At 61.2% G+C, this 18,541-nt stretch carries 17 protein-coding genes; 9 read left to right on the top strand and 8 right to left on the bottom strand.

The window, feature by feature from the left end; all coding sequences use genetic code 11:
• Positions 1–49: 49 nt before the first annotated feature.
• Positions 50–928, bottom strand: a complete 879-nt coding sequence (locus E0502_RS07995; protein WP_137677365.1) for a hypothetical protein — start codon at positions 926–928, stop codon at positions 50–52.
• A gap of 114 nt (positions 929–1,042) precedes the next feature.
• On the bottom strand, positions 1,043–2,284 hold the full coding sequence (locus E0502_RS08000; protein WP_240048910.1) for a S8 family serine peptidase: 1,242 nt from the start codon (positions 2,282–2,284) through the stop codon (positions 1,043–1,045).
• 105 nt (positions 2,285–2,389) lie between these two features.
• On the opposite strand from E0502_RS08000, the gene E0502_RS08005 reads away from it, so the two are divergent.
• Together E0502_RS08005 and E0502_RS08010 are read left to right on the top strand one after the other, a co-directional pair.
• Positions 2,390–2,854, top strand: coding sequence for an RNA polymerase sigma factor (locus tag E0502_RS08005; RefSeq protein WP_137677366.1), 465 nt, complete (start codon positions 2,390–2,392; stop codon positions 2,852–2,854).
• Positions 2,851–3,615, top strand: a complete 765-nt coding sequence (locus E0502_RS08010; protein WP_137677367.1) for an anti-sigma factor family protein — start codon at positions 2,851–2,853, stop codon at positions 3,613–3,615. Before E0502_RS08005 ends, E0502_RS08010 begins: the two co-directional genes overlap by 4 nt.
• Before the next feature lie 99 nt (positions 3,616–3,714).
• Here the strand turns inward: E0502_RS08010 and E0502_RS08015 are convergent, their stop codons facing one another.
• Together E0502_RS08015 and E0502_RS08020 are read right to left on the bottom strand one after the other, a co-directional pair.
• Positions 3,715–4,062, bottom strand: a complete 348-nt coding sequence (locus E0502_RS08015) for a hypothetical protein (RefSeq protein WP_137677368.1) — start codon at positions 4,060–4,062, stop codon at positions 3,715–3,717.
• A gap of 145 nt (positions 4,063–4,207) precedes the next feature.
• The gene (locus E0502_RS08020) at positions 4,208–4,756 is read right to left on the bottom strand and encodes a DUF2306 domain-containing protein (protein WP_137677369.1); all 549 of its coding nucleotides are present in this window, start codon (positions 4,754–4,756) and stop codon (positions 4,208–4,210) included.
• A gap of 160 nt (positions 4,757–4,916) precedes the next feature.
• Here E0502_RS08020 and E0502_RS08025 point away from each other — a divergent pair, with 160 nt between their 5' ends.
• Positions 4,917–5,711, top strand: coding sequence for a LytTR family DNA-binding domain-containing protein (locus E0502_RS08025; protein WP_137677370.1), 795 nt, complete (start codon positions 4,917–4,919; stop codon positions 5,709–5,711).
• Here E0502_RS08025 and E0502_RS08030 read toward each other — a convergent pair.
• On the bottom strand, positions 5,689–6,303 hold the full coding sequence (locus E0502_RS08030) for a Pr6Pr family membrane protein (protein ID WP_137677371.1): 615 nt from the start codon (positions 6,301–6,303) through the stop codon (positions 5,689–5,691). The genes E0502_RS08025 and E0502_RS08030 overlap by 23 nt on opposite strands.
• 208 nt (positions 6,304–6,511) lie before the next feature.
• Positions 6,512–8,692: a catalase/peroxidase HPI gene (katG, locus tag E0502_RS08035; RefSeq protein WP_137677372.1), complete on the bottom strand. Its 2,181-nt coding sequence runs from the start codon at positions 8,690–8,692 to the stop codon at positions 6,512–6,514.
• 170 nt (positions 8,693–8,862) lie between these two features.
• On the opposite strand from katG, the gene E0502_RS08040 reads away from it, so the two are divergent.
• From E0502_RS08040 to E0502_RS08050, 3 genes are read left to right on the top strand one after another with little or no spacing between them, the layout of a single operon-like run.
• The gene (locus E0502_RS08040; protein ID WP_137677373.1) at positions 8,863–9,885 is read left to right on the top strand and encodes an NAD(P)H-dependent flavin oxidoreductase; all 1,023 of its coding nucleotides are present in this window, start codon (positions 8,863–8,865) and stop codon (positions 9,883–9,885) included.
• 2 nt (positions 9,886–9,887) lie between these two features.
• Complete coding sequence (locus tag E0502_RS08045; protein ID WP_137677374.1) at positions 9,888–10,673, top strand: SDR family NAD(P)-dependent oxidoreductase; 786 nt, start codon at positions 9,888–9,890, stop codon at positions 10,671–10,673.
• Positions 10,674–10,703: 30 nt separating this feature from the next.
• Positions 10,704–11,099, top strand: a complete 396-nt coding sequence (locus tag E0502_RS08050) for a RidA family protein (RefSeq protein WP_137677375.1) — start codon at positions 10,704–10,706, stop codon at positions 11,097–11,099.
• A 75-nt stretch (positions 11,100–11,174) separates the two neighbouring features.
• On the opposite strand, the gene E0502_RS08055 is transcribed toward E0502_RS08050, so the two are convergent.
• Positions 11,175–12,602, bottom strand: coding sequence for an aldehyde dehydrogenase family protein (locus E0502_RS08055; protein WP_137677376.1), 1,428 nt, complete (start codon positions 12,600–12,602; stop codon positions 11,175–11,177).
• A 295-nt stretch (positions 12,603–12,897) separates the two neighbouring features.
• Here E0502_RS08055 and E0502_RS08060 point away from each other — a divergent pair, with 295 nt between their 5' ends.
• On the top strand, positions 12,898–13,353 hold the full coding sequence (locus E0502_RS08060) for a nuclear transport factor 2 family protein (RefSeq protein WP_137677377.1): 456 nt from the start codon (positions 12,898–12,900) through the stop codon (positions 13,351–13,353).
• Positions 13,354–13,410: 57 nt separating this feature from the next.
• On the opposite strand, the gene E0502_RS08065 is transcribed toward E0502_RS08060, so the two are convergent.
• On the bottom strand, positions 13,411–15,537 hold the full coding sequence (locus tag E0502_RS08065) for a PQQ-dependent dehydrogenase, methanol/ethanol family (RefSeq protein ID WP_240048911.1): 2,127 nt from the start codon (positions 15,535–15,537) through the stop codon (positions 13,411–13,413).
• Between the two features lie 146 nt (positions 15,538–15,683).
• Between E0502_RS08065 and E0502_RS08070 the strand changes: the two genes are divergently transcribed.
• Entirely contained in the window at positions 15,684–16,592 is a 909-nt protein-coding gene (locus tag E0502_RS08070; RefSeq protein WP_137677378.1) for a dienelactone hydrolase family protein, read from the top strand.
• A gap of 72 nt (positions 16,593–16,664) precedes the next feature.
• A complete protein-coding gene (locus tag E0502_RS08075; protein WP_137677379.1) occupies positions 16,665–18,233 on the top strand; it encodes an HWE histidine kinase domain-containing protein in 1,569 nt (522 codons plus the stop codon).
• Positions 18,234–18,541: the final 308 nt, after the last annotated feature.

An 18,541-nucleotide genomic window follows, 5' to 3' on the forward strand; every position in this document is an offset into this window, starting at 1 on the left:
GCTCTGCAGGGTTGGTTGCCGCAGGGTAGGTCGGCAACCAGGGAGGTGCTTACTGTGCGGTGTCTTCGCGTCCATCGACCGGCTGGTCTTCGGTCGGCTGCGTGCCGCCCGATGCAGAGCCCGAGCCGGCGAACAGCGCGTTGCCGCTGGCGGTCAGGTCTCCGGCGGGCATGAAGAACTCGCCATTGCGGTTTTCGACCAGCACCTGCTGGATGCGGCCACGATTGTTCGTGATGACCTGGCGCACGCGTCCGAGCTGTTCGCCGTTCGGCGCAATCACCGGCATGCCGGGCGAAATGGCGGTCATGCCCTGACCGGCTGCTGCTACGCTGCCCGCTGCGGCAAGGGTCGATCCGGCGAGATTGACGGAGCCATTGCCCGAGCCCGAAGCCGAGCCTTCACCGCTCGCTGATCCCATACCGCCGACGGTGTTCGTCGCAGCGCCGGGAGCCTGGCGAGCCTGCTGAACGAGTGGGGCGGCAAGGTTACGTGCTTGACCAACCGTCTGCTGCGCAGCGCGGCGCGCGGCATCGGTGCCGATAAGCTGTGATTCGGCGTTGCCGTTGCCTGAAGCCGAGCCCTCGCCGGTTGCAGAACCGCCAACGGCACCGATGGGCGTAGTAGCGAGCTGAGTTACACTGGTGGTGACATTGCCGTCAGCGCTACGGTTCGCTTCCACGCGGCCCGAGCGGCGGTCAACCGACTGGCTGCCTTCAGTGCGGGCGCTTCCGCGAACGGCGCTGTTGGTGGTGGATCGGATCGTTGAAGTGGTGCCGCGGACGGTCGGGGCAACATCGCTGACCGAGCCGACGGTTCCGCCGATTGTGCCGCCAAGGCCCCCGCCGCCGAGTAGCTGGGCGTGGGCCGGAGCGGAAAAGGCTGCGCTCGCCAAGGTCAGAGCGGTTGCTGCAATCAGGGTCTTCTTCATGGCTTGTCCTTTCGTCATTCTTTCGCAGGAGCGGGTTCTCGTCCTGTTCGAGAAGACAACGGATGCCGGTTTGCGTTTAATCCATCAGACTGGAAAATTTTTCCATTTTTCGTTTTAGCGCGCGACACACCGTTCACACACGAGGCCGCGTCCGTACGTGGAATCAGGACCTTTGGCTCCGAGATCGCGTGCTTCGCGGTCGAGTTTGCTGCGCCAATTCCCCGCACCATGCGCTGCGATGCGGGCGGTCACCAGCGGTGCCGCATAGGAAGTGCCGCGCAGCTTGATCCGCTTTCCACGCGCGTCGAGACCGTGGAAATCCGCGCCGGGGGCGGCGTAGTCGAGATGCAGCGCACGGCCTGCTTCGATCAGCGCGCGGTTGCGCCGGTCGACAGCGGTCACCGCGATCACCCCGTCATACGACGCAGGAAAAGCGGGCGGGGCGGCGGGACCATCGTTACCGACGGCAGCGACCACCGTAGCTCCGCGACGTTGAGCTGCACGAATCGCCCCTTCGAGAACCGGGTTGCGCGGCCCGACCAGGCTGATCGTCACGACCTTGCTTCCCCGCCCCACCGTCCAGCCGAGCGCCTTGGCAATGGCGAGTGCATTTCCGCCCGCCGGATCGTTGCCGTATACATCGGCGGCATAAATCGTGCGCACGCCCGCCTCGCGCAGCAGGCCTGCAACGGCGGTTCCATGGTTGCTGGCCATTGGTGCGCCGTTCGCGAAGCCCTTGCGGTCGGTAACTGGTACTGCGCTGCTCGGTCCGCCGTCGATGACGCCCACCGGGGTAGAGATAGAGGCTGTTCCCTGCATCGATATTGCCAGTGTGGCGGAGGCCGCTCCGGCCTGGAAATAGAGGTGGTCTGGGGTGATGCTGGCATCGGGCGCGAGGCTCGAGACGACGGCCTGCGCGTCAGCGAGGTTGAGCCCTTCAGGCGTGCTCAGGCGGGTCACACTGAGCGACAGATCTTCAATCCGTTCGGTTCCGAGCACACGAAAGCCCGCGCGCTCGAGCGTTGCTTGCTGGCCATCAGTCAAGGCCATGGCGAGCAATTCACCGCGCCGCGCCGGTGCGCCTGAGGTATCTTGTTCGATCCGGTCGGCATTGCGGCGGACCAGTCGGTCGATATCGCGCAACCTCTCCCGCGCGAGCTGGTCGACCAGGCGCTGCGTCCTGCGGTCCAGTGCGCCGACTTCGCGGGTGGTCGTCTCAAGCGCGCCACCCACTGTCGGCCCCACCGGCGGCAGGTTGACCTGTGGCAGCGCGCCCAGTTGCGCCATCGCACCTGAAGGCAGCAGCGCAAACGCTGCCACCAAAGGCATGACCAGTCGTGCAAATCTCCACCACATTGTTTTGTCCTTCGCAGATTTCGCATTAAGCATGGATTAAACGCATGAGCTCGTACGTTTAATCCATGAAAGGCAAGGACACTGAGCACGGGTTTCGAACGCGATATGCTGGACCTGCTGCCCCGTTTGCGACGCTTCGCGACCGGGCTGACCGGCCACGCGAGCGATGCCGATGATCTTTGCCAGATGACCGTCGAACGGGCGCTGACGAGCCAGGATAAGTGGCAGCAAGGCACCCGGCTCGACAGCTGGATGTATCGCATCATGCGCAATTTATGGATCGATGAAACCCGCGCGCGCGGCCGCCGCTCGCAAACCTTCCTGGCTGAAGAGGCCGGTGCGGGACAAGGCGGCATGGGCGCGCAGGAAGCAGTGGTCGAATTGAATCACATCGATCGCGCGATGCAGCGCCTGCCCGAAGACCAGCGCGAAGCCGTCTTGCTCGTGATGGTTGAAGGCTACGCCTACAAGGAAGCTGCCGAAATCGTCGGCTGCCCGGTCGGCACAATGAATTCGCGGCTCGTGCGGGGGCGCGATGCATTAATGGAACTCCTGGGAGAAGCGGCATGACCGTAACCCGTGAAGAACTGGCGGCCTTTGCCGACGGCGAACTGGAAGCGGCGGAACACGCCCGTGTCTCGAAAGCGCTCGCGGCCGATCCCGATCTGCGCCACCAGCTGGAAGTGCATCGGCAACTGAAGACCGTCCTTGCGGCGCATTACGATCCCATCCTCGAACAGCATGTGCCCGAGACGCTGATCGAAGCCGTACGTCGCACGGCGCCAGCGCCGGACGAAACCGAGATGACCGAGCCGGAGACGGCAGAAGTGGTCAGCTTCGCTGAAGCCAGGGCCGCACGCGACGAGCAGATCGAAGGGTTGGAAGCGAAACGCCGCCTGCCGCGCTGGAGCTACATCGCCGGGCCGGCACTCGCCGCGTCGCTGGTTGCGGTCGCGGTGTTTTCCTTGCGCGGCGGACCGGAATCTCCGGCGACGGGCGACTATGCCGATGCGCAGCTGGCCTCAGTGCTGAACGACCAACTCGTTGCAGAGCAGGGGCAGACTGCAAATACGCGCATTCTGCTCAGCTTCCGCGACAAAGGCGATCGCTTCTGCCGTGCCTTCAGCGGTGAGAGTGCGGGAATTGCGTGTCGCGACAACAGCGGCTGGCAATTGCAGCGCATCGGTGCAAGCGGCGAGGCGCAGTCAACCGACTACCGTCAGGCGGGCGCATCGGACGCAAACCTACTCGAAGCGGCACAGGGGATGGCGAAGGGCGCAGCGCTTGATGCTGAAGCCGAAGCTGCCGCCAAGGAAGCGGGCTGGCGCTAGTCGCGCGCTGCGGTTTCACTTGGCAGATGTGTACAACACAAAAAGAAAGGGCCGGATCGCTCCGGCCCTTTCTCTCATTGGCGGCTTTCTTGCGAGCGTTTACTGCCCGATGCTGACGGTTCCGTCGCGATAGCCCTTCTTGGCCATGTCGTGAATGTAGTCGAGCCGTTCATGGCGCAGTTCGTGACCGTATTCTTCCCATGCATCGCGGCGGTCTTCGAGATCGCTTGCGCGACGCAGGTCGCTGGTAAGTTCCTTCTGGGCTTCCAGCACATCGCTGCGGTAGTCGAACCAGCGGTTGTTCTCGATTCCTGCAATCGGGCGAGTCAGGATCTTTCCTTCTTCGGCGCGGGCAAGCTGTTCCTCATAGAGCATGCCGACGCTGGCGGCAGCGCTGGCGGAAATTACGAGTGCACTTAGTGCGGCGGCGAGGGTAAGCTTGTTCATCGGTCGTCTCCTTGATCTATCGGGCAACATCCGTTGCGGCCCGTTCAAGGAAACAACGAGCGGCGGCGCAGATTCCATCCGTCGCCGCCGCGAAATAATTTCCGTCTGCCGTGATTGTGTTGTTTGGCGGCGGATCGCTCGCACCTCACATCGCGGGCCAGCCGAACAGCCAGACGTTCATCAACCGGCCCGGGAGGGCAAACGCCACAATCCCCGGAATGGTCAGCGCGCCGAAGAACAGTCCGAGGATTTCTTTCTTGTGCGTCGCAATGTCACCGCGGCGCGCAGAGGCGATCACCTTGTAGGAACTCCACAGGGTCAGCGGCACGAAGATATGGATGAAGCTGAAGCTGCCGCTGGTCTTGATGAAGATAGCCGATGCTGCGGTGGTTACCATCAGGCCGATCCAGAGTTTGCCGAGCTGCTTGTGCCGCTTGCCGCCCTTGCGGGTCAGCAGCAGGAATGCACCGAGCGGTATGGCCGGCAGGACGGTCGCGACGTGGATGACAATCGCCAGCTCGCGGACATTCGGATGCGCCGGGGCAAAACCGAGCAGGCCGCGGCCAATCGCCAACAGGGCCAGCGTCGTCAAAAGCCCGCCGATAAGCGCCACGCCGATGCGTGTGACGGGTCCGATGTCGAAGCCGCCTGTGTTTTTGCGCGTTGCGGCGAGGGGCAGTGTAGCTGTGGTCATGGCTGATCTCCGTGTTTGTTCCGTTGGATTGCAAACTGCCGCATGCCGGCTCGCGCGCAATCGCCGATCAGCGGACGGGACCGGTCATTCGCGAAATGCGCGGATTTGAAGGCCGTGGTCACTTTACGAAGCGCGAACGGGCGCTAGTTTCGCGCAAGATATGAGTGATGATCTACCCGGACCCACTGCCCAGCTTGCGCGGAAGCTGTTGATCGACCTTGCAATCATGACAGTGATTGGCGTGGTGCTGGCGATTATCGGACCATTTGGAAGCTCGGGAGCGCCACTTGGCGTTCGGCTGCTTAGCTGGCTCAGCCTCGCCTATGTCGGCTATGCGGTTTACAGCCCGATGGGCTGGATCGTCGAGCGGTTGCACACATCGCTCAACCTGCCGACCACCGGCCTGTGGGTTGCGGCCGTCATGCTGGCCACGATTCCTCTGGCGGCAATTATCTGGACCATTGGTTTCCTGCCCGATGCGCCGCCATGGCCCACTCCGCAACAGGCGCTCGAGACCTATATCAACGTGCTGGTAATCGGCGCGAGCATCACCGTTCTGTTCCATCTGATCGAGCGCGGGAAGCCCGATCCCTCAGCTGCAGCCGCAACAGCATCAGCAATGCCCGTGGTCGAACTGGACACCAAACCGGGCTTTCTCGACCGCTTGCCGCCGGCGCTGGGCAGCGAGCTTATCGCGCTGGAGATGGAAGACCATTATGTCCGCGCGCACACCGCGCTGGGTTCGGAGCTGGTGCTCATGCGTCTGCGCGATGCGATGGCGGAACTGGACGGGATCGAGGGTATGCAGGTGCACCGCAGCTGGTGGGTCGCGCGCCATGCAGTTGGCGGCGTGAAACGCGAGGGGCGCAATGTCCGGCTGCTGCTCGATACCGGCATCGAAGCACCGGTCAGCCGGCCGAATGTCGCTGTTCTCAAGGACGCGGGCTGGATCTGACCTGTCGAGCGAATGCCCGAACAACAAGCCTTCGCAGGCCCAGCAGGGCGGCAGCGATCAGCATGAAAACCACTGACAGACCCAGCAGGTTGACCAACAGCATCACCCAGCCAAGCTTGGGCAGATCGACAAAGAAATACGGATAAAACCCGGTCGCTGCACCGACGATCTGAGCAAATATCGTGTAGATCACCGGAACCACCATCACCCACGGGATCGAACGCCACCCCATTTCCGACGGGCGCGAAAACGCAAGCCACCAAAGCACTGTTGCGACCGGCAGCACCGAGTGGAACATCAGATTGGTCCACCAGTCTGCGCCCACCGGATGATGCTCGGCTGACAGCAGCAGGTGATAGACCGCCCCGACGATGGTGATCGCGGTCGCGAGCGCAAAGATCACGCGTTCGTCAATCCGCCCGCGCCATGCGATCCAGGCCAGTATCAGGCCCGCCGCAAAATTTGTCCAGATCGTGAAATACCGCATCAGCAGGGCGAACGCGGCAAAGGGCGAACCATCGCGCTCGAGATTGAGCGTGGTCTGAAGCGCCAGTGTCAGGAACACCACTGCCGCAATGATTGCAGCAAGCATCCGGGCAGCTCCGGCAAATTGGAAAGACATCGCTTGCGGCATCACCGCCAACTAGCCGCATCACGGCGCAGCGCAAAACCAAAAAGCCCCCGGCATCCATTCTTGAGGGATTACCGGGGGCTTCGTGCGACCCGAAGGACGAGGGGGGAGGTGCCTTCGGGGTCTGTTCCGCGACCGCAAGCGGCCGCGGCATTGGGATCAGTTCAAGTCAAAAGCGACCTGCGTCCATCACCTTTGTCCATGCGCGAACAAAGGTCTCAGCGAAGTTTTGTTCCCCGCCCGCTTCAGCGAAGACTTCTGCCTGAGCGCGCAACTGCGAATTCGAGCCGAACACGAGGTCAGTGCGGGTCGCGGTCCACTTGTCGGCACCGGTCTTGCGGCACTTGCCTTGGAATTCCTCGTCACCGCTTTCGTCGACAACTGCCCATTCCGTGCTCATGTCGAGCAGGTTCACGAAGAAGTCGTTCGACAAGGTGCCGACACGGTCGGTCAACACACCGTGCGTGGAATTGCCGCTGTTAGCGCCGAGCACGCGCATCCCGCCGACCAGTGCGGTCATTTCAGGGATGGTCAGGCCGAGCAAATGCGCCTTGTCGATCATCATGTCCTCGGTTTTCACCGAAGCCTTGGTCTTGAGGTAGTTGCGGAATGCATCAGCGAACGGCTCGAGCGGTTCGAAGCTCTCTGCATCGGTGTGCTCGTCCCCGGCATCGCCGCGACCGGTCGAGACATCGACACTTACGTCGAAGCCGCCGTCGCTGGCTGCTTTCTCGACCGCTGCGCTACCGGCCAGCACGATGGCATCCGCCATCGACAGGTCGCCGCGCAATTCATCGATTTTGGCCAGAACTTTGGACAATTCAGCCGGATCGTTGGCTGCCCAGTCCTTCTGCGGGGCCAAGCGAACGCGTGCGCCGTTGGCACCGCCTCGATGGTCGGAATTGCGATAGGTCGAAGCCGAGGACCAGGCGGCCTTGACCAGCTCGCTAACGCTCAGTCCGCTGCCGAGGATCGCCGACTTGAAGTCAGAGACTGCGCTGGCCGACGGGGTCGAGCCTTGCGGTACCGGATCCTGCCAGATCAGATCTTCTGCCGGCACTTCCGGGCCCTGATAACGGGCTTTCGGCCCCATATCGCGGTGGCACAGCTTGAACCACGCGCGGGCGAAGGCATCGTCGAGCGCGGCCTGATCGTCACGGAAACGCTCGGAAATCTTGCGATATTCCGGATCACGCTTCAGCGCCATGTCGGCGGTGGTCATCATGGTCGGGACCTTCTTGTTCGGGTCCCGCGCGTCCGGCGCCATGTCTTCCGGGTCCGGATTGACCGGCTGCCACTGGTTTGCACCGGCCGGGCTCTGGACGAGCTCGTAGTCATATTTGAACAGCAGACGGAAATAATCGCCGCCCCATTCGGTCGGGTTCGGCGTCCAGGCACCTTCGATGCCCGATGTCGTGATGTGGCCCTTGCCGATCTCATCCTTGTCGGTCAGCCAGCCAAAGCCTTGCAGAGCGAGATCTTCGCTTTCCGGTGCCCCGCCGAATGTATCGATCGGCTTGGCGCCATGCGCCTTGCCGAAAGCGTGGCCGCCAGCTGTCAGAGCAACGGTTTCCTCGTCGTTCATCGCCATCCGGGCAAAGGTTTCGCGCATGTCGCGCGCCATGCCTTCGGCGTCATGCGGGTTGCCGCCGGGACCTTCCGGATTGACGTAGATGAGCCCCATCTGGATTGCGGCGAGCGGGTTTTCCAGCGCGCGGCCTTCATCCGGAAGAATGCGGGTTTCTGCGCCGGTATCGACCCATTTCTCTTCCGTGCCCCAATAGACAGTTTCCGGAACGAACACATCGGCACGGCCGCCGCCAAAGCCGAACACCGGGCCGCCCATCGATTCAATCGCCACATTGCCGGTAAGAATGAACAGATCGGCCCAGCTGATATTGCGGCCATACTTCTGCTTGACGGGCCACAGCAGACGGCGCGCCTTGTCGAGGTTGCCATTGTCGGGCCAGCTGTTGAGCGGTGCGAAACGCTGCTGCCCGCTGGAGGAACCGCCGCGACCGTCACCGGTGCGATAGGTGCCTGCCGCGTGCCACGCCATGCGGATGAAGAACGGGCCGTAATGGCCGTAATCCGCCGGCCACCAATCCTGGCTGTCAGTCATCAGCGCGGTCAGATCGGCTTTGAGCGCGTTGTAATCCAGCGCATTGAAAGCTTCCGCGTAATCGAAATCGTCGCCCAGCGGATCGGGTGATTGACCGTTCTCTGTAAGAATCTCGAGCTGCAGCGCATCGGGCCACCAGTCGCGATTTGTTCGGCCGAGCAGGCCGCGCGTCCCGCCATTTCCGGTAAAGGGGCAGCCGCCGCTCATTTCGCCAGTCTTGATATCCATATCGAATCCTCCAGATTTCATGTTCTATGCCGAGATAATGGGCCCGGGCTTGTGATTAGTCCAATCGATTAAATGTCAGATAGTAATCGTCTGAGTTGCATATCCAGACTTGGCCGGATGCAGTGTGCAGGACTTGCGGTGAGTGGCGCGCGCGCTTAAGCGCTGCTGCCATGACAAGCTTTCCGAAAACCACCATGCTGATGCAACGCGGCATCGATTTCCTTGGTTCCGAATATGCCATCCTGTGCGGTGCGATGAGCTGGGTCAGCGAGCGCAATCTCGTCTCTGCCATCAGCAATGCCGGCGGCTTCGGGGTGATCGCGTGCGGCGCGATGACGCCCGATCTGCTCGACACGGAGATTGCCGAGACCAGAAAACTGACGGACAAGCCGTTCGGCGTAAACCTCATCACCATGCACCCCCAGCTGTTCGACCTGATCGATGTGTGCAGCAAGCACGGTGTCAGCCATGTCGTGCTGGCAGGCGGCATCCCGCCCAAGGGAAGTGTCGAAGCGATCAAAGATTTCGGAGCGAAGGTGATCGTGTTTGCGCCCACCCTTGCGCTCGCCAAGAAGCTGCTGCGCCAGGATCGCGGGGCTGGCGGCGATGCCCTGGTGATCGAAGGGATGGAAGCGGGCGGCCATATCGGCCCGGTTTCGACCAGCGTGCTGGCGCAGGAATTCCTGCCTGAATTGTCCGAGGACCATCTCGTCTTCGTCGCCGGCGGGATCGGGCGCGGGCAGGCGATTGCGGGCTATCTGGAAATGGGCGCGGTCGGCGTACAGCTCGGCACGCGTTTCGCCTGCGCGACTGAATCAATCGCGCATGAGAACTTCAAGAAAGCGTTCTTCCGCGCCAACGCCCGCGACGCGATAACCAGCGTGCAGGTCGATCCGCGCTTGCCGGTGATCCCCGTCCGCGCACTGAAAAACAAGGGGACGGAGGAATTCACCGCCAAGCAGATCGAAGTCGCAAAGCGGCTCGATTCCGGCGAGATCGAGATGGGCGAGGCCCAGTTGCAGATCGAACATTATTGGGCCGGTGCATTGCGCCGCGCGGTGATCGATGGTGATGTCGAAAACGGCTCGATCATGGCGGGCCAATCGGTTGGCATGCTCAAGGAAGAAGAGTCGGTCGCCGACATCATGCAGAAGCTGATGACCCAAAGCGAGGAAGCGCTGACACGGAGATAGAGATGCCCGATTTTCCCTTATCGAACGCCTCCCACGATCTTACCGGCCGCGTGGCCCTCGTGACAGGAGCATCATCGGGTTTGGGAGAACGCTTCGCCCGCGTGCTTGCATCACAAGGCGCGGCGGTGGCGCTGTGCGCGCGGCGGGTCGACCGGCTGGAGGCGCTGGCAAAGGAGATCGAGCAAGCAGGCGGCAGAGCGATACCGGTCGCGATGGATGCGCGCGATGCGGATGCTCTTGTGGCTGCGGTCGATGCCGCGGAGGCAGCGTTCGGCACGGTCGATATTCTCGTCAACAATGCCGGGGTTCCCGATGCGCAGCGGGCACACAAGATGTCGGTCGATCTGGTCGATCACGTGCTCGGCGTGAATTTGCGCGCGCCCTGGCTGCTTGCAATCGAAGTCGCGCGGCGGCTGATCGAAGCGAAGAGGCCGGGCAATATCGTCAACATCAGCTCGACCGCGCACTACCGCTACGATGGCGGCGGGGCGGCGCTCTATGCCGTGACCAAGACTGCGGTTGCCCGGATGACGGAAACGCTGAGCACCGAATGGGCCTATGCCAATATCAACGTCAATGCGATTGCGCCGGGCATGTTCGTCAGCGAAATGACCGACGGCATGTTCGAGCGCATCGGCGACCCGTCAGAACATGTCGCGCGCAAACGCATTCCGGTGGCAGCCCAGCTCGACTCGACGCTGCTTTATCTGTGTAGCCCGGCAAGCGAGTGCGTGACCGGCGCGGTCATCAAGGTCGACGACGGCCAGAGCGCGCGGATGCGGATGTGACAAGAATTTGATGACGCCAAGGGGGTAGGAATGGACAAGAAAACGCACAACCCGACACCGTGGATGCAAGGCTTCGGCCTCAATCATGCGGTGGAAGTATCAGGCCACTCGCGGACACTCTATCTGTCAGGCCAGACCGCATCGGCAGCTGACGGATCGCCGCTGCACCCGGGCGATATGGTGGCGCAGTACAAATCCGCTTGGCAATGCCTGAAGGAGGCACTGGCGGCGGCAGACATGACCCCTGCAAATCTTGTGCGGTTGAATTTTTACACCACCGATGTGGATGGCTTCATGGCTGCGGCGGAGCAGATCATGCCGATCCATGTCGAGGAGGGCGCGCAGATCGTCGCCACATTGCTCGGCGTGACGCGGCTTTATGATCCGGCGGTGATGATCGAACTGGAAGCGACCGCAGTCGGCTAGGCGAAATTCTGTTGCGCAAAGAAAAGGGGCGCCGGTTCAGACCGGCGCCCCTTGTTCGTTGGTCAGGCTATCAGGTCAGACCACCGCGTCGCGCTTGACCGTGATTACCTGCGGGTAGGTGAACTCTTTCAACCCGTCGATGCCGTATTCCGCGCCGAAGCCGGACTGCTTGTGTCCGCCAAACGGTGCGAAGGGCGAGAGGTGCATGAACTCGTTGATCCACACCGTGCCGGTCTCGAGCTGTTCGGCAATCTCCACACCCTTCTCGGTGTCTTTTGTCCAGACCGCACCGGCCAGGCCATATTCGGAGTTGTTGGCCCGCTCGATCACTTCGTCATTGGTGGAGAATTTCATCAGCGGCATGACCGGGCCGAACTGTTCTTCCGCCACGATCCGCGCATCTTCGGGCGGATTGTCGAGAATGGTGATCGGCACGTAATAGCCGCTGCCCGACGGGTCACCGCCTTCGCCGCCGACGAGGAAGTTATAACCCTGGTCCTTGGCATCTTGGATCAGCTCGCACACCCGCTCGAACTGCTTCTTGTTCTGGATCGGGCCGACGCCGGTGCCCTGCTGCGATCCGTCACCCACGGTTACGCCCTTGGCATACTCGGCAATAGCAGCGCTCAGTTCGTCATAGATATCCTCGTGGATGTAGACGCGCTTGGCTGCGATGCAGACCTGACCGGCGTTGGAGAAGCTCGACCAGAAGAGTTGTTCAGCGACTTTTTCCACGTCGGCATCGGGCAGGACGATCGAGGCATCGTTTCCGCCCAACTCCAGCGTGATGCGCTTCAGGTCGTGGCTCGCGCCTTCCATGATCTTCTTGCCGGTCGCGGTCGAGCCGGTGAAGGTGATCTTGTCGATATCCGGGTGGCTGGTGATCATCGGGCCGAGGCTGTCCTCACCGGTTATGATGTTGACGGTGCCAGCCGGCACGACATCCTTGATCAGTTCCGCGATGCGCAGCGTGGTCAGCGGCGTAAACGGCGAAGGCTTGAGCACGATGGTGCAGCCTGCAACCAGCGCAGGGACGATCTTCTGGATCGCCATCATTACGGGGAAGTTCCACGGCACGATCCCGCCGACCACGCCAACCGGCACACGGCGAGTGCGGCTCAGGCGCTGATCGTCATCCTGATTGATCACATCGTCCAGCGTCAGCGTGGATTGCGCAGCGGCAAGACCGGCGGCGCCGTAAATCTCCTGCTGCGCCTGGGCATGCGGCTTGCCCTGTTCGGTGGTGAGCAAGCGAAACAGCTCGTCGGCATTGTCCTTGATCGCAGCGGCGATGCCCTGAACGACTTTCTGGCGTTCTTCCTGGCTGGTCTTCCGCCAGTCCTTGAACGCCCGGCGCGCTGCGGTGACCGCGCGATCCAGCTCATCCTGGCCGCACGCGGGGACCAGCCCGACGACCTGCTCGTTTGCCGGGTTGAGCACTTCCAGCGTTTCGCCGGTCGTCACCAGTTCGCCATCAATCAGATTCGCGTAAGTTTTGGTCATCACAATCTCCCACATACTCATTGTCCAAGCGGCCGATCGCGACTCGCTTGTGTTGTTGGCTGTGACCTAACACGCGCTTTACGCAAACGTAAGGGTATGTCGTTGCATCAGCGCCATTGGCCGAACACGAGGCCGCCAGTCGGGCTGGCGATTGGGTTGGTGACGGGCCATTGACTCCGTTCCGGAATACCTCATTGTGTTGTTACTCAGAGGCTGATGCAATTTTATTGGGTCGCCATTCTCCTCGGGGGTTTACCCGGCGATCCTCGTCGGGCTTCAACTTGGGGGAATTTTCATGAGTACGAAGCTTCTTATAGCTGCTGTAGCGGCGACCATTGCAGTGAGCCCGGTGCATGCTCAGAGCTGGAGTTCGGAGCAAAGCGAAGTCTGGACTTTCGTTTCTGATGCATGGGCTGAACATGCGGAAAACGGCACTTGGTATGAAGTCGTCGATCCAAACGGCTATGGCTGGAATTCGGATTATCCCGTCCCGTCTTCACGCGACCAAATGCGTGCCCGCAACAATGTCTTCGGCCAAGAAGGCGAAATCCTGTATCGGCAGCTAGACCCGGTCAAAATCTCCGTGAACGGCGATACAGCCATAGCGTACTATTACGCAAACCTTGTCGAAAAGAATTACAAGGGTGAGCGAGAGACCTCGGTTGAGCGCTGCGCCGACACGCTGATCAAGCGCGATGGCGCTTGGCGTTTCCTCGGATGGGCTTGCCAGACCAAGACCGACAGCGATTGATCAAGTCGGGGTCGAGGCGGTGGAGGCCTGAAAAAGGCTTCACACCGCCTCGATTCCTCACTTCACACCCGCATCCTTGTCCTGGTTGGCGCGGAAGATGATGTATTCGCGGATGGCATCCATCTGGTCCTTGGTCAGCGAGTCCCTGAAGCTGACCATGCCGCGATCTTTCAGCACACCGTCACGGACGACCGCGAGGAAAGCATCCTTCGACTGGAGGGTGCCGCTGCGGCGCAGATCGGGCAGCACGGTCGAGCCGACCGCTGCTGGAGCGTGGCACACCGCGCAATACCGGGCATAGCTTGTGCCGCCTGCCGCAATCGTCTGCGCATCGGCGCGGCTCGGCGGCGGATCCAGCGGCAGTTCGGCCAGCTCTTTCTCCGCCGGAAGCTCGCCGGTCGCGCCGAGCTTGAACACCAGCAAACGGCTGACGTTGCGCACCGGTCCTTGCGAATTCACCAGATCGCCATCGGCGGTGATGGCATAGGCGCCGCCCCAACCGGCCAGCACTGCGACATACTGTTCGCCGTCGACCGTGTAGGTGATCGGCGGGGCAACGATGCCGGTCTGTGCCGGGAAGCTCCACAGCTTGTCGCCGGTCTTCGCGTTGTAGGCGCTGAACTCGCTCGAGCTGTTGCCCTGGAACACCAGCCCGCCGCCGGTGGTCAGGATGCCGCCGTTCCACGGGCCGGGAAACTCGACCGTCCAGCGGGCTTCCTGCTTGACCGGGTCCCACGCCATCAGCTTGCCTTTGACTGTGCCGTAGACCTGCTTGCGAATACCGAGGTCGGGCGGCAGATCGCCTGCGCCCAGATTGAAACCGACGTTGAAGCCGCGCGCCCGGTCGGCTTTCCAGTCGGCCTGGGGTTCATAGATCGTCGCGGCTTCGAAAGCCGGAATATACACCAGCCCTTCCTCCGGGTTGAATGCCATCGGGTGCCAGTTGTGGCCGCCAAGCGGGCCGGGCATGACCATCGCCGCCTTGCCCGTCACATCGATCCGCGCTTCGGGGTTTTCGATCGGCCGGCCGTTCTCGTCGATGCCGCTGGCCCAGTTTTGCGGAATATATTCCTTGCCCGATAGAAACTCGCCCGTCTCGCGGTCGATCACATAGAAGAACCCGTTCTTCGGGGCCTGCATCAGAACCTTGCGCTCCGCCCCGTCGATTTCGAGGTCGGCAAGGATGATGTGCTGGGTCGCGGTGTAATCCCATGTTTCGCCCGGGGTGGTCTGGTAGTGCCAGACATATTCGCCGGTATCGGGACGGATTGCGACGATCGAGGAAAGATAGAGATTGTCCCCCTTGCCGGTGCCGTCTTCACCCGGCGACCGGTAAGCGCGGTTCCACGGGGACCCGTTGCCGACGCCGATATACAGCAGGTTGAGGTCCGGATCGTAGGCCATCGAATCCCACACCGTCCCGCCGCCGCCGATGCCGTTCTCGCTGCCGAGCACATCGCCGAACCAGGTTTCCGATGCTTTCTGCAGATACTCCGGATCGTCCGAGGAATCGCCGTCGGGCACCGTGTAGAAGCGCCAAAGCTCCTCGCCATCGGCAGCATCATAGGCAGCGATATAGCCGCGCACGCCAAACTCTGCGCCGCCATTGCCGATCAGAACCTTGCCGTCGATCACCCGCGGTGCACCGGTGACCGTGTAGGCCATCTCGGGATCGGTGGTCTGCTTTTCCCACTTCACCGCGCCGGTTTCGCGGTCGAGCGCGACCAGCCGCCCGTCGAGCGTGCCGAGGTAGAGGCTGTCACCCCATGTAGCGAGGCCGCGATTGACAACGTCGCAGCATGCTTTGACGGCGGTTTCGCCGGGCACTTCGGGATCGTATTCCCACAGCTTCTCCCCGGTGGCAGCGTCGAATGCTTTCACCTTGCTCCATGCGGTGGTGAGATAAAGCTTGCCATCGATCACCAGCGGCGTCGCTTCCTGCCCTCGCGCGGTGTCCATATCGGCAAACCAGGAAAGACCCAGATTCTCGACCGTTTCGGTGTTTACCTGATCGAGCGGGGAGAAACGCTGTTCATCATAGGTGCGCCCATGGGTGATCCAGTTGGCGGTATCGTCACCCGCAGCGAGCAAGGCTGCATTGTCGATGCCCCCCTCGGGCATTTCGATGTCGCCGCACGCGGCAAGCGCAAGTGCAGTGACAGCAAGAATCGCACAGCGTTTCATCCGAGACTCTCCCTTTCGGCGACTCTGTCGGTCGCTCAATGAAACCTTTATTGCCGCGTGCGCGAAGTCTTGTCCATCGCTGCCGGACATGGAACTATGCGGGCTGGCCCATCGTTTGGCAGTCAGGTGCGACCGGGAGAGTTATTATGTGTGATAAAGCGAAGCTCGAGAAATGGGCGAAGGAAACGATCAGCCGGCGGCACTTCGGTGTGCTCGGCGGGATGGCGGCAATTGCAGCCTGCGCCCCGATGGGTGGCAGGTCTGATACGCAGGAGCCGCAAGATGTCACCACCGCTTCGCCCGGCGGCTTTCCCGCCTGGACCGAACGCAACGTCAGTTTTGCCGCCGGGAGTGAGACGATCGACGGCTTCTTCGTTGCGCCGACTTCGGGTCCGGCACCGGCCGTGCTGCTATGGCCCGACATTGCAGGCCTGCGCGAAAGCAAGCGCGAGATGGCGCGGCGGCTGGCCGGGCGCGGCTATTCGACCTTTGTCATCAATCCCTATTACCGCGACCGCCAGGGCCAGATCTGGGAGGATTTTGCCGATTTCGCGGGCAATGGCGGTTGGCCGATCGCGCGCGAGATGCGCGGCAAGCTTAATGCCGAAGCGGTCATGCACGATGCCAAGGCGGCGGTATCCTGGCTAGACGAGCAGAAAGAAGTCGACACGCGCAGGGGTATCGGGACGCAAGGCTATTGCATGGGCGGCCCGTTTACTTTCTGGACTGCCGCCGCAGTTCCGGGGCGGGTGCGCGCGGCAGGCAGCTTCCACGGCGGCGGGCTGGTCAAGCCCGATGATCCGATGAGCCCGCACAAATTGATCGACAAAACCAAGGCGAGTTTCCTCGTCGCCATTGCGCAGGATGACGATGCGGAAGCGCCGAACGACAAGGTGGTGCTGCGCGAAAGCTTTGACGCGACCGGCCATCAGGCCAAGGTCGAAGTATACGCCGGCGACCACGGCTGGTGCGTGCCGGACAGCCCGGCCTACAACGAAGCGGCGGCGGAAAAGGCGTGGGCGGATCTGATGGAACTGTATGAGGCGGCTTTGTAATTCGAGCGAGATCGATCCGTCCGTCGATCTCGGTGGGACATCTGGCTTGATACTGGCTGTGGGCTGAATGATTTGCAGGCCCGCGCGGTTTACAACTTGATGCAAATTCGTTTGCTCGAATTTTGCGAAACAAGTATGCTTTTGGCTCCCTGCTCGGAGTGTAGCATGAATCAGGTCGATACGATTCGATTTCCCGCCTTGCCGAGCTTCTCCAATGCGCTGTCCATATTGGCTGAAACCTCGCGGGTAGTTGGAGAAAAATACTTTCCGGTTCTGGTCGAGGGATTGGCGGAAGCCTTGGCTGTGCGATGGGCGTTCATCTGCAATCTCCCTACGGCCCAGCCGGGCGAAGCCACGACACTGGCGTTCTGGGACAACGGCCCAGCCGAGAATTTCGTTTATCCGCTTGCAAACACGCCCTGCGCCGATGTCGCGTCGGAGGGTGTATGTTGTTTTGCAGAGGATATTGCGAGCCAATACCCTATGGACCAGATGCTCACCGATCTGGGCGCGCAGAGCTATGCTGGCATAGCCTTGCGATCGTCAGACGGCCGGGTCCTTGGTTTGATCGCTGTTATGGACGACAAGCCATTTTGTGATCCGGGGATGGTTGAAGAAATAGTCAGCCTGTTTTCGGGAAGGGCCGCCGCCGAGCTTGAACGACTTTCGACATCATCGTTGAATGAGCGGCTTGGGAAGATCGTCGAAGCTTCGGTCAGCGAAGCCTACGTTTTCGACAAGCGCACATATCGCTTTGAGCTGGTCAATCGCGGCGCTCGCGAAAATCTTGGCTATTCGATGGAGGAAATGCGCGCTCTCACACCATGGGACTTGAAGCCCGAATTTTCGCGTGAACAGTTCATCGAATTCGTCGAGCCACTTCTGGATGCAAGATTGTCTGTATTGACGTTCGAAACGGTGCACGAGCGAAAGGACGGAACGACTTATCCAGTTTCCGTCCAGCTTCAGTATTTTCCTGAGGCCGGGGATGTGTTTTTTGCTTCGATAATCGATGAGACGGAGAGAAAAAAACGCGAAGAGCGTGAGCGCTTGATCTTGCACGAAATGAATCATCGCGCAAAAAATGTCCTTGCTGTGGTTCAAGTGCTCGCCCGTCAAACCGCGAAGCGCAATCCCGATGACTACATTAGCCGGCTTGAAGCCCGCATCGCGGCCTTGGCTGCAAGTCACGATGTGCTCGTGCACAATTCATGGCAAGATATTCCGCTGGATGAACTGGTGCAGTCGCAGTTGGGACACTTCGAACCGCTAATCGGGGACCGGATCAATCTTTCCGGGCCTGCGACCAAGTTCAAGACAACTGTAGCGCAAGCCTTTGGGCTCGCCCTTCATGAACTTTCGACCAATGCGGCAAAATACGGTGCGCTTTCGAACGAAGAGGGCCGCGTCGATATCTCGTGGCGGGATACGGTCACAGAGGCGGGCGAAAAATTCCTCGAACTCAAATGGGTTGAACGGGGAGGGCCTGAAGTCATTTCGCCTGAAGCCCGCGGCTTCGGCTCTTTCATGATCGAGCAAAGCCTTGCGCAGCAGTTCGGTTGCAAAGTGGAAATGGTTTTCGATCCAGCCGGTATTTCCTGCTCGTTTATCGCGCCTTATGAGAAAGTTGTTCCAATCTGATTGCGAAGGATCGAGTTGCTCTGTCCGGCTTCGCATGGCCTGATGAGAGCGTCATTGCCGGAAACTTCCCTACACCGCCAAAATCTGCATTAGCCTGGCGGATGGCTTCTCCCTCACTTGCTCCGGACCTCATTCCCGTTCAACGCCGCCGCCGTATTTCGTAGTTCTTTCCGGTGCTGACGGCCGAGCGCCATGATGGGTGGTCCCCTGCGCGGTAGGTGCCCTTTATTGGCTTGCTGGCGCAGACCGGGACGGTCGCCCAAGCTGCAGCGGCAATCGGGATGGCGCGGGAAGGGGCTTATCGATTG

Source organism: Parerythrobacter lutipelagi, assembly GCF_005434975.1.
GTDB lineage: Bacteria > Pseudomonadota > Alphaproteobacteria > Sphingomonadales > Sphingomonadaceae > Parerythrobacter_A > Parerythrobacter_A lutipelagi.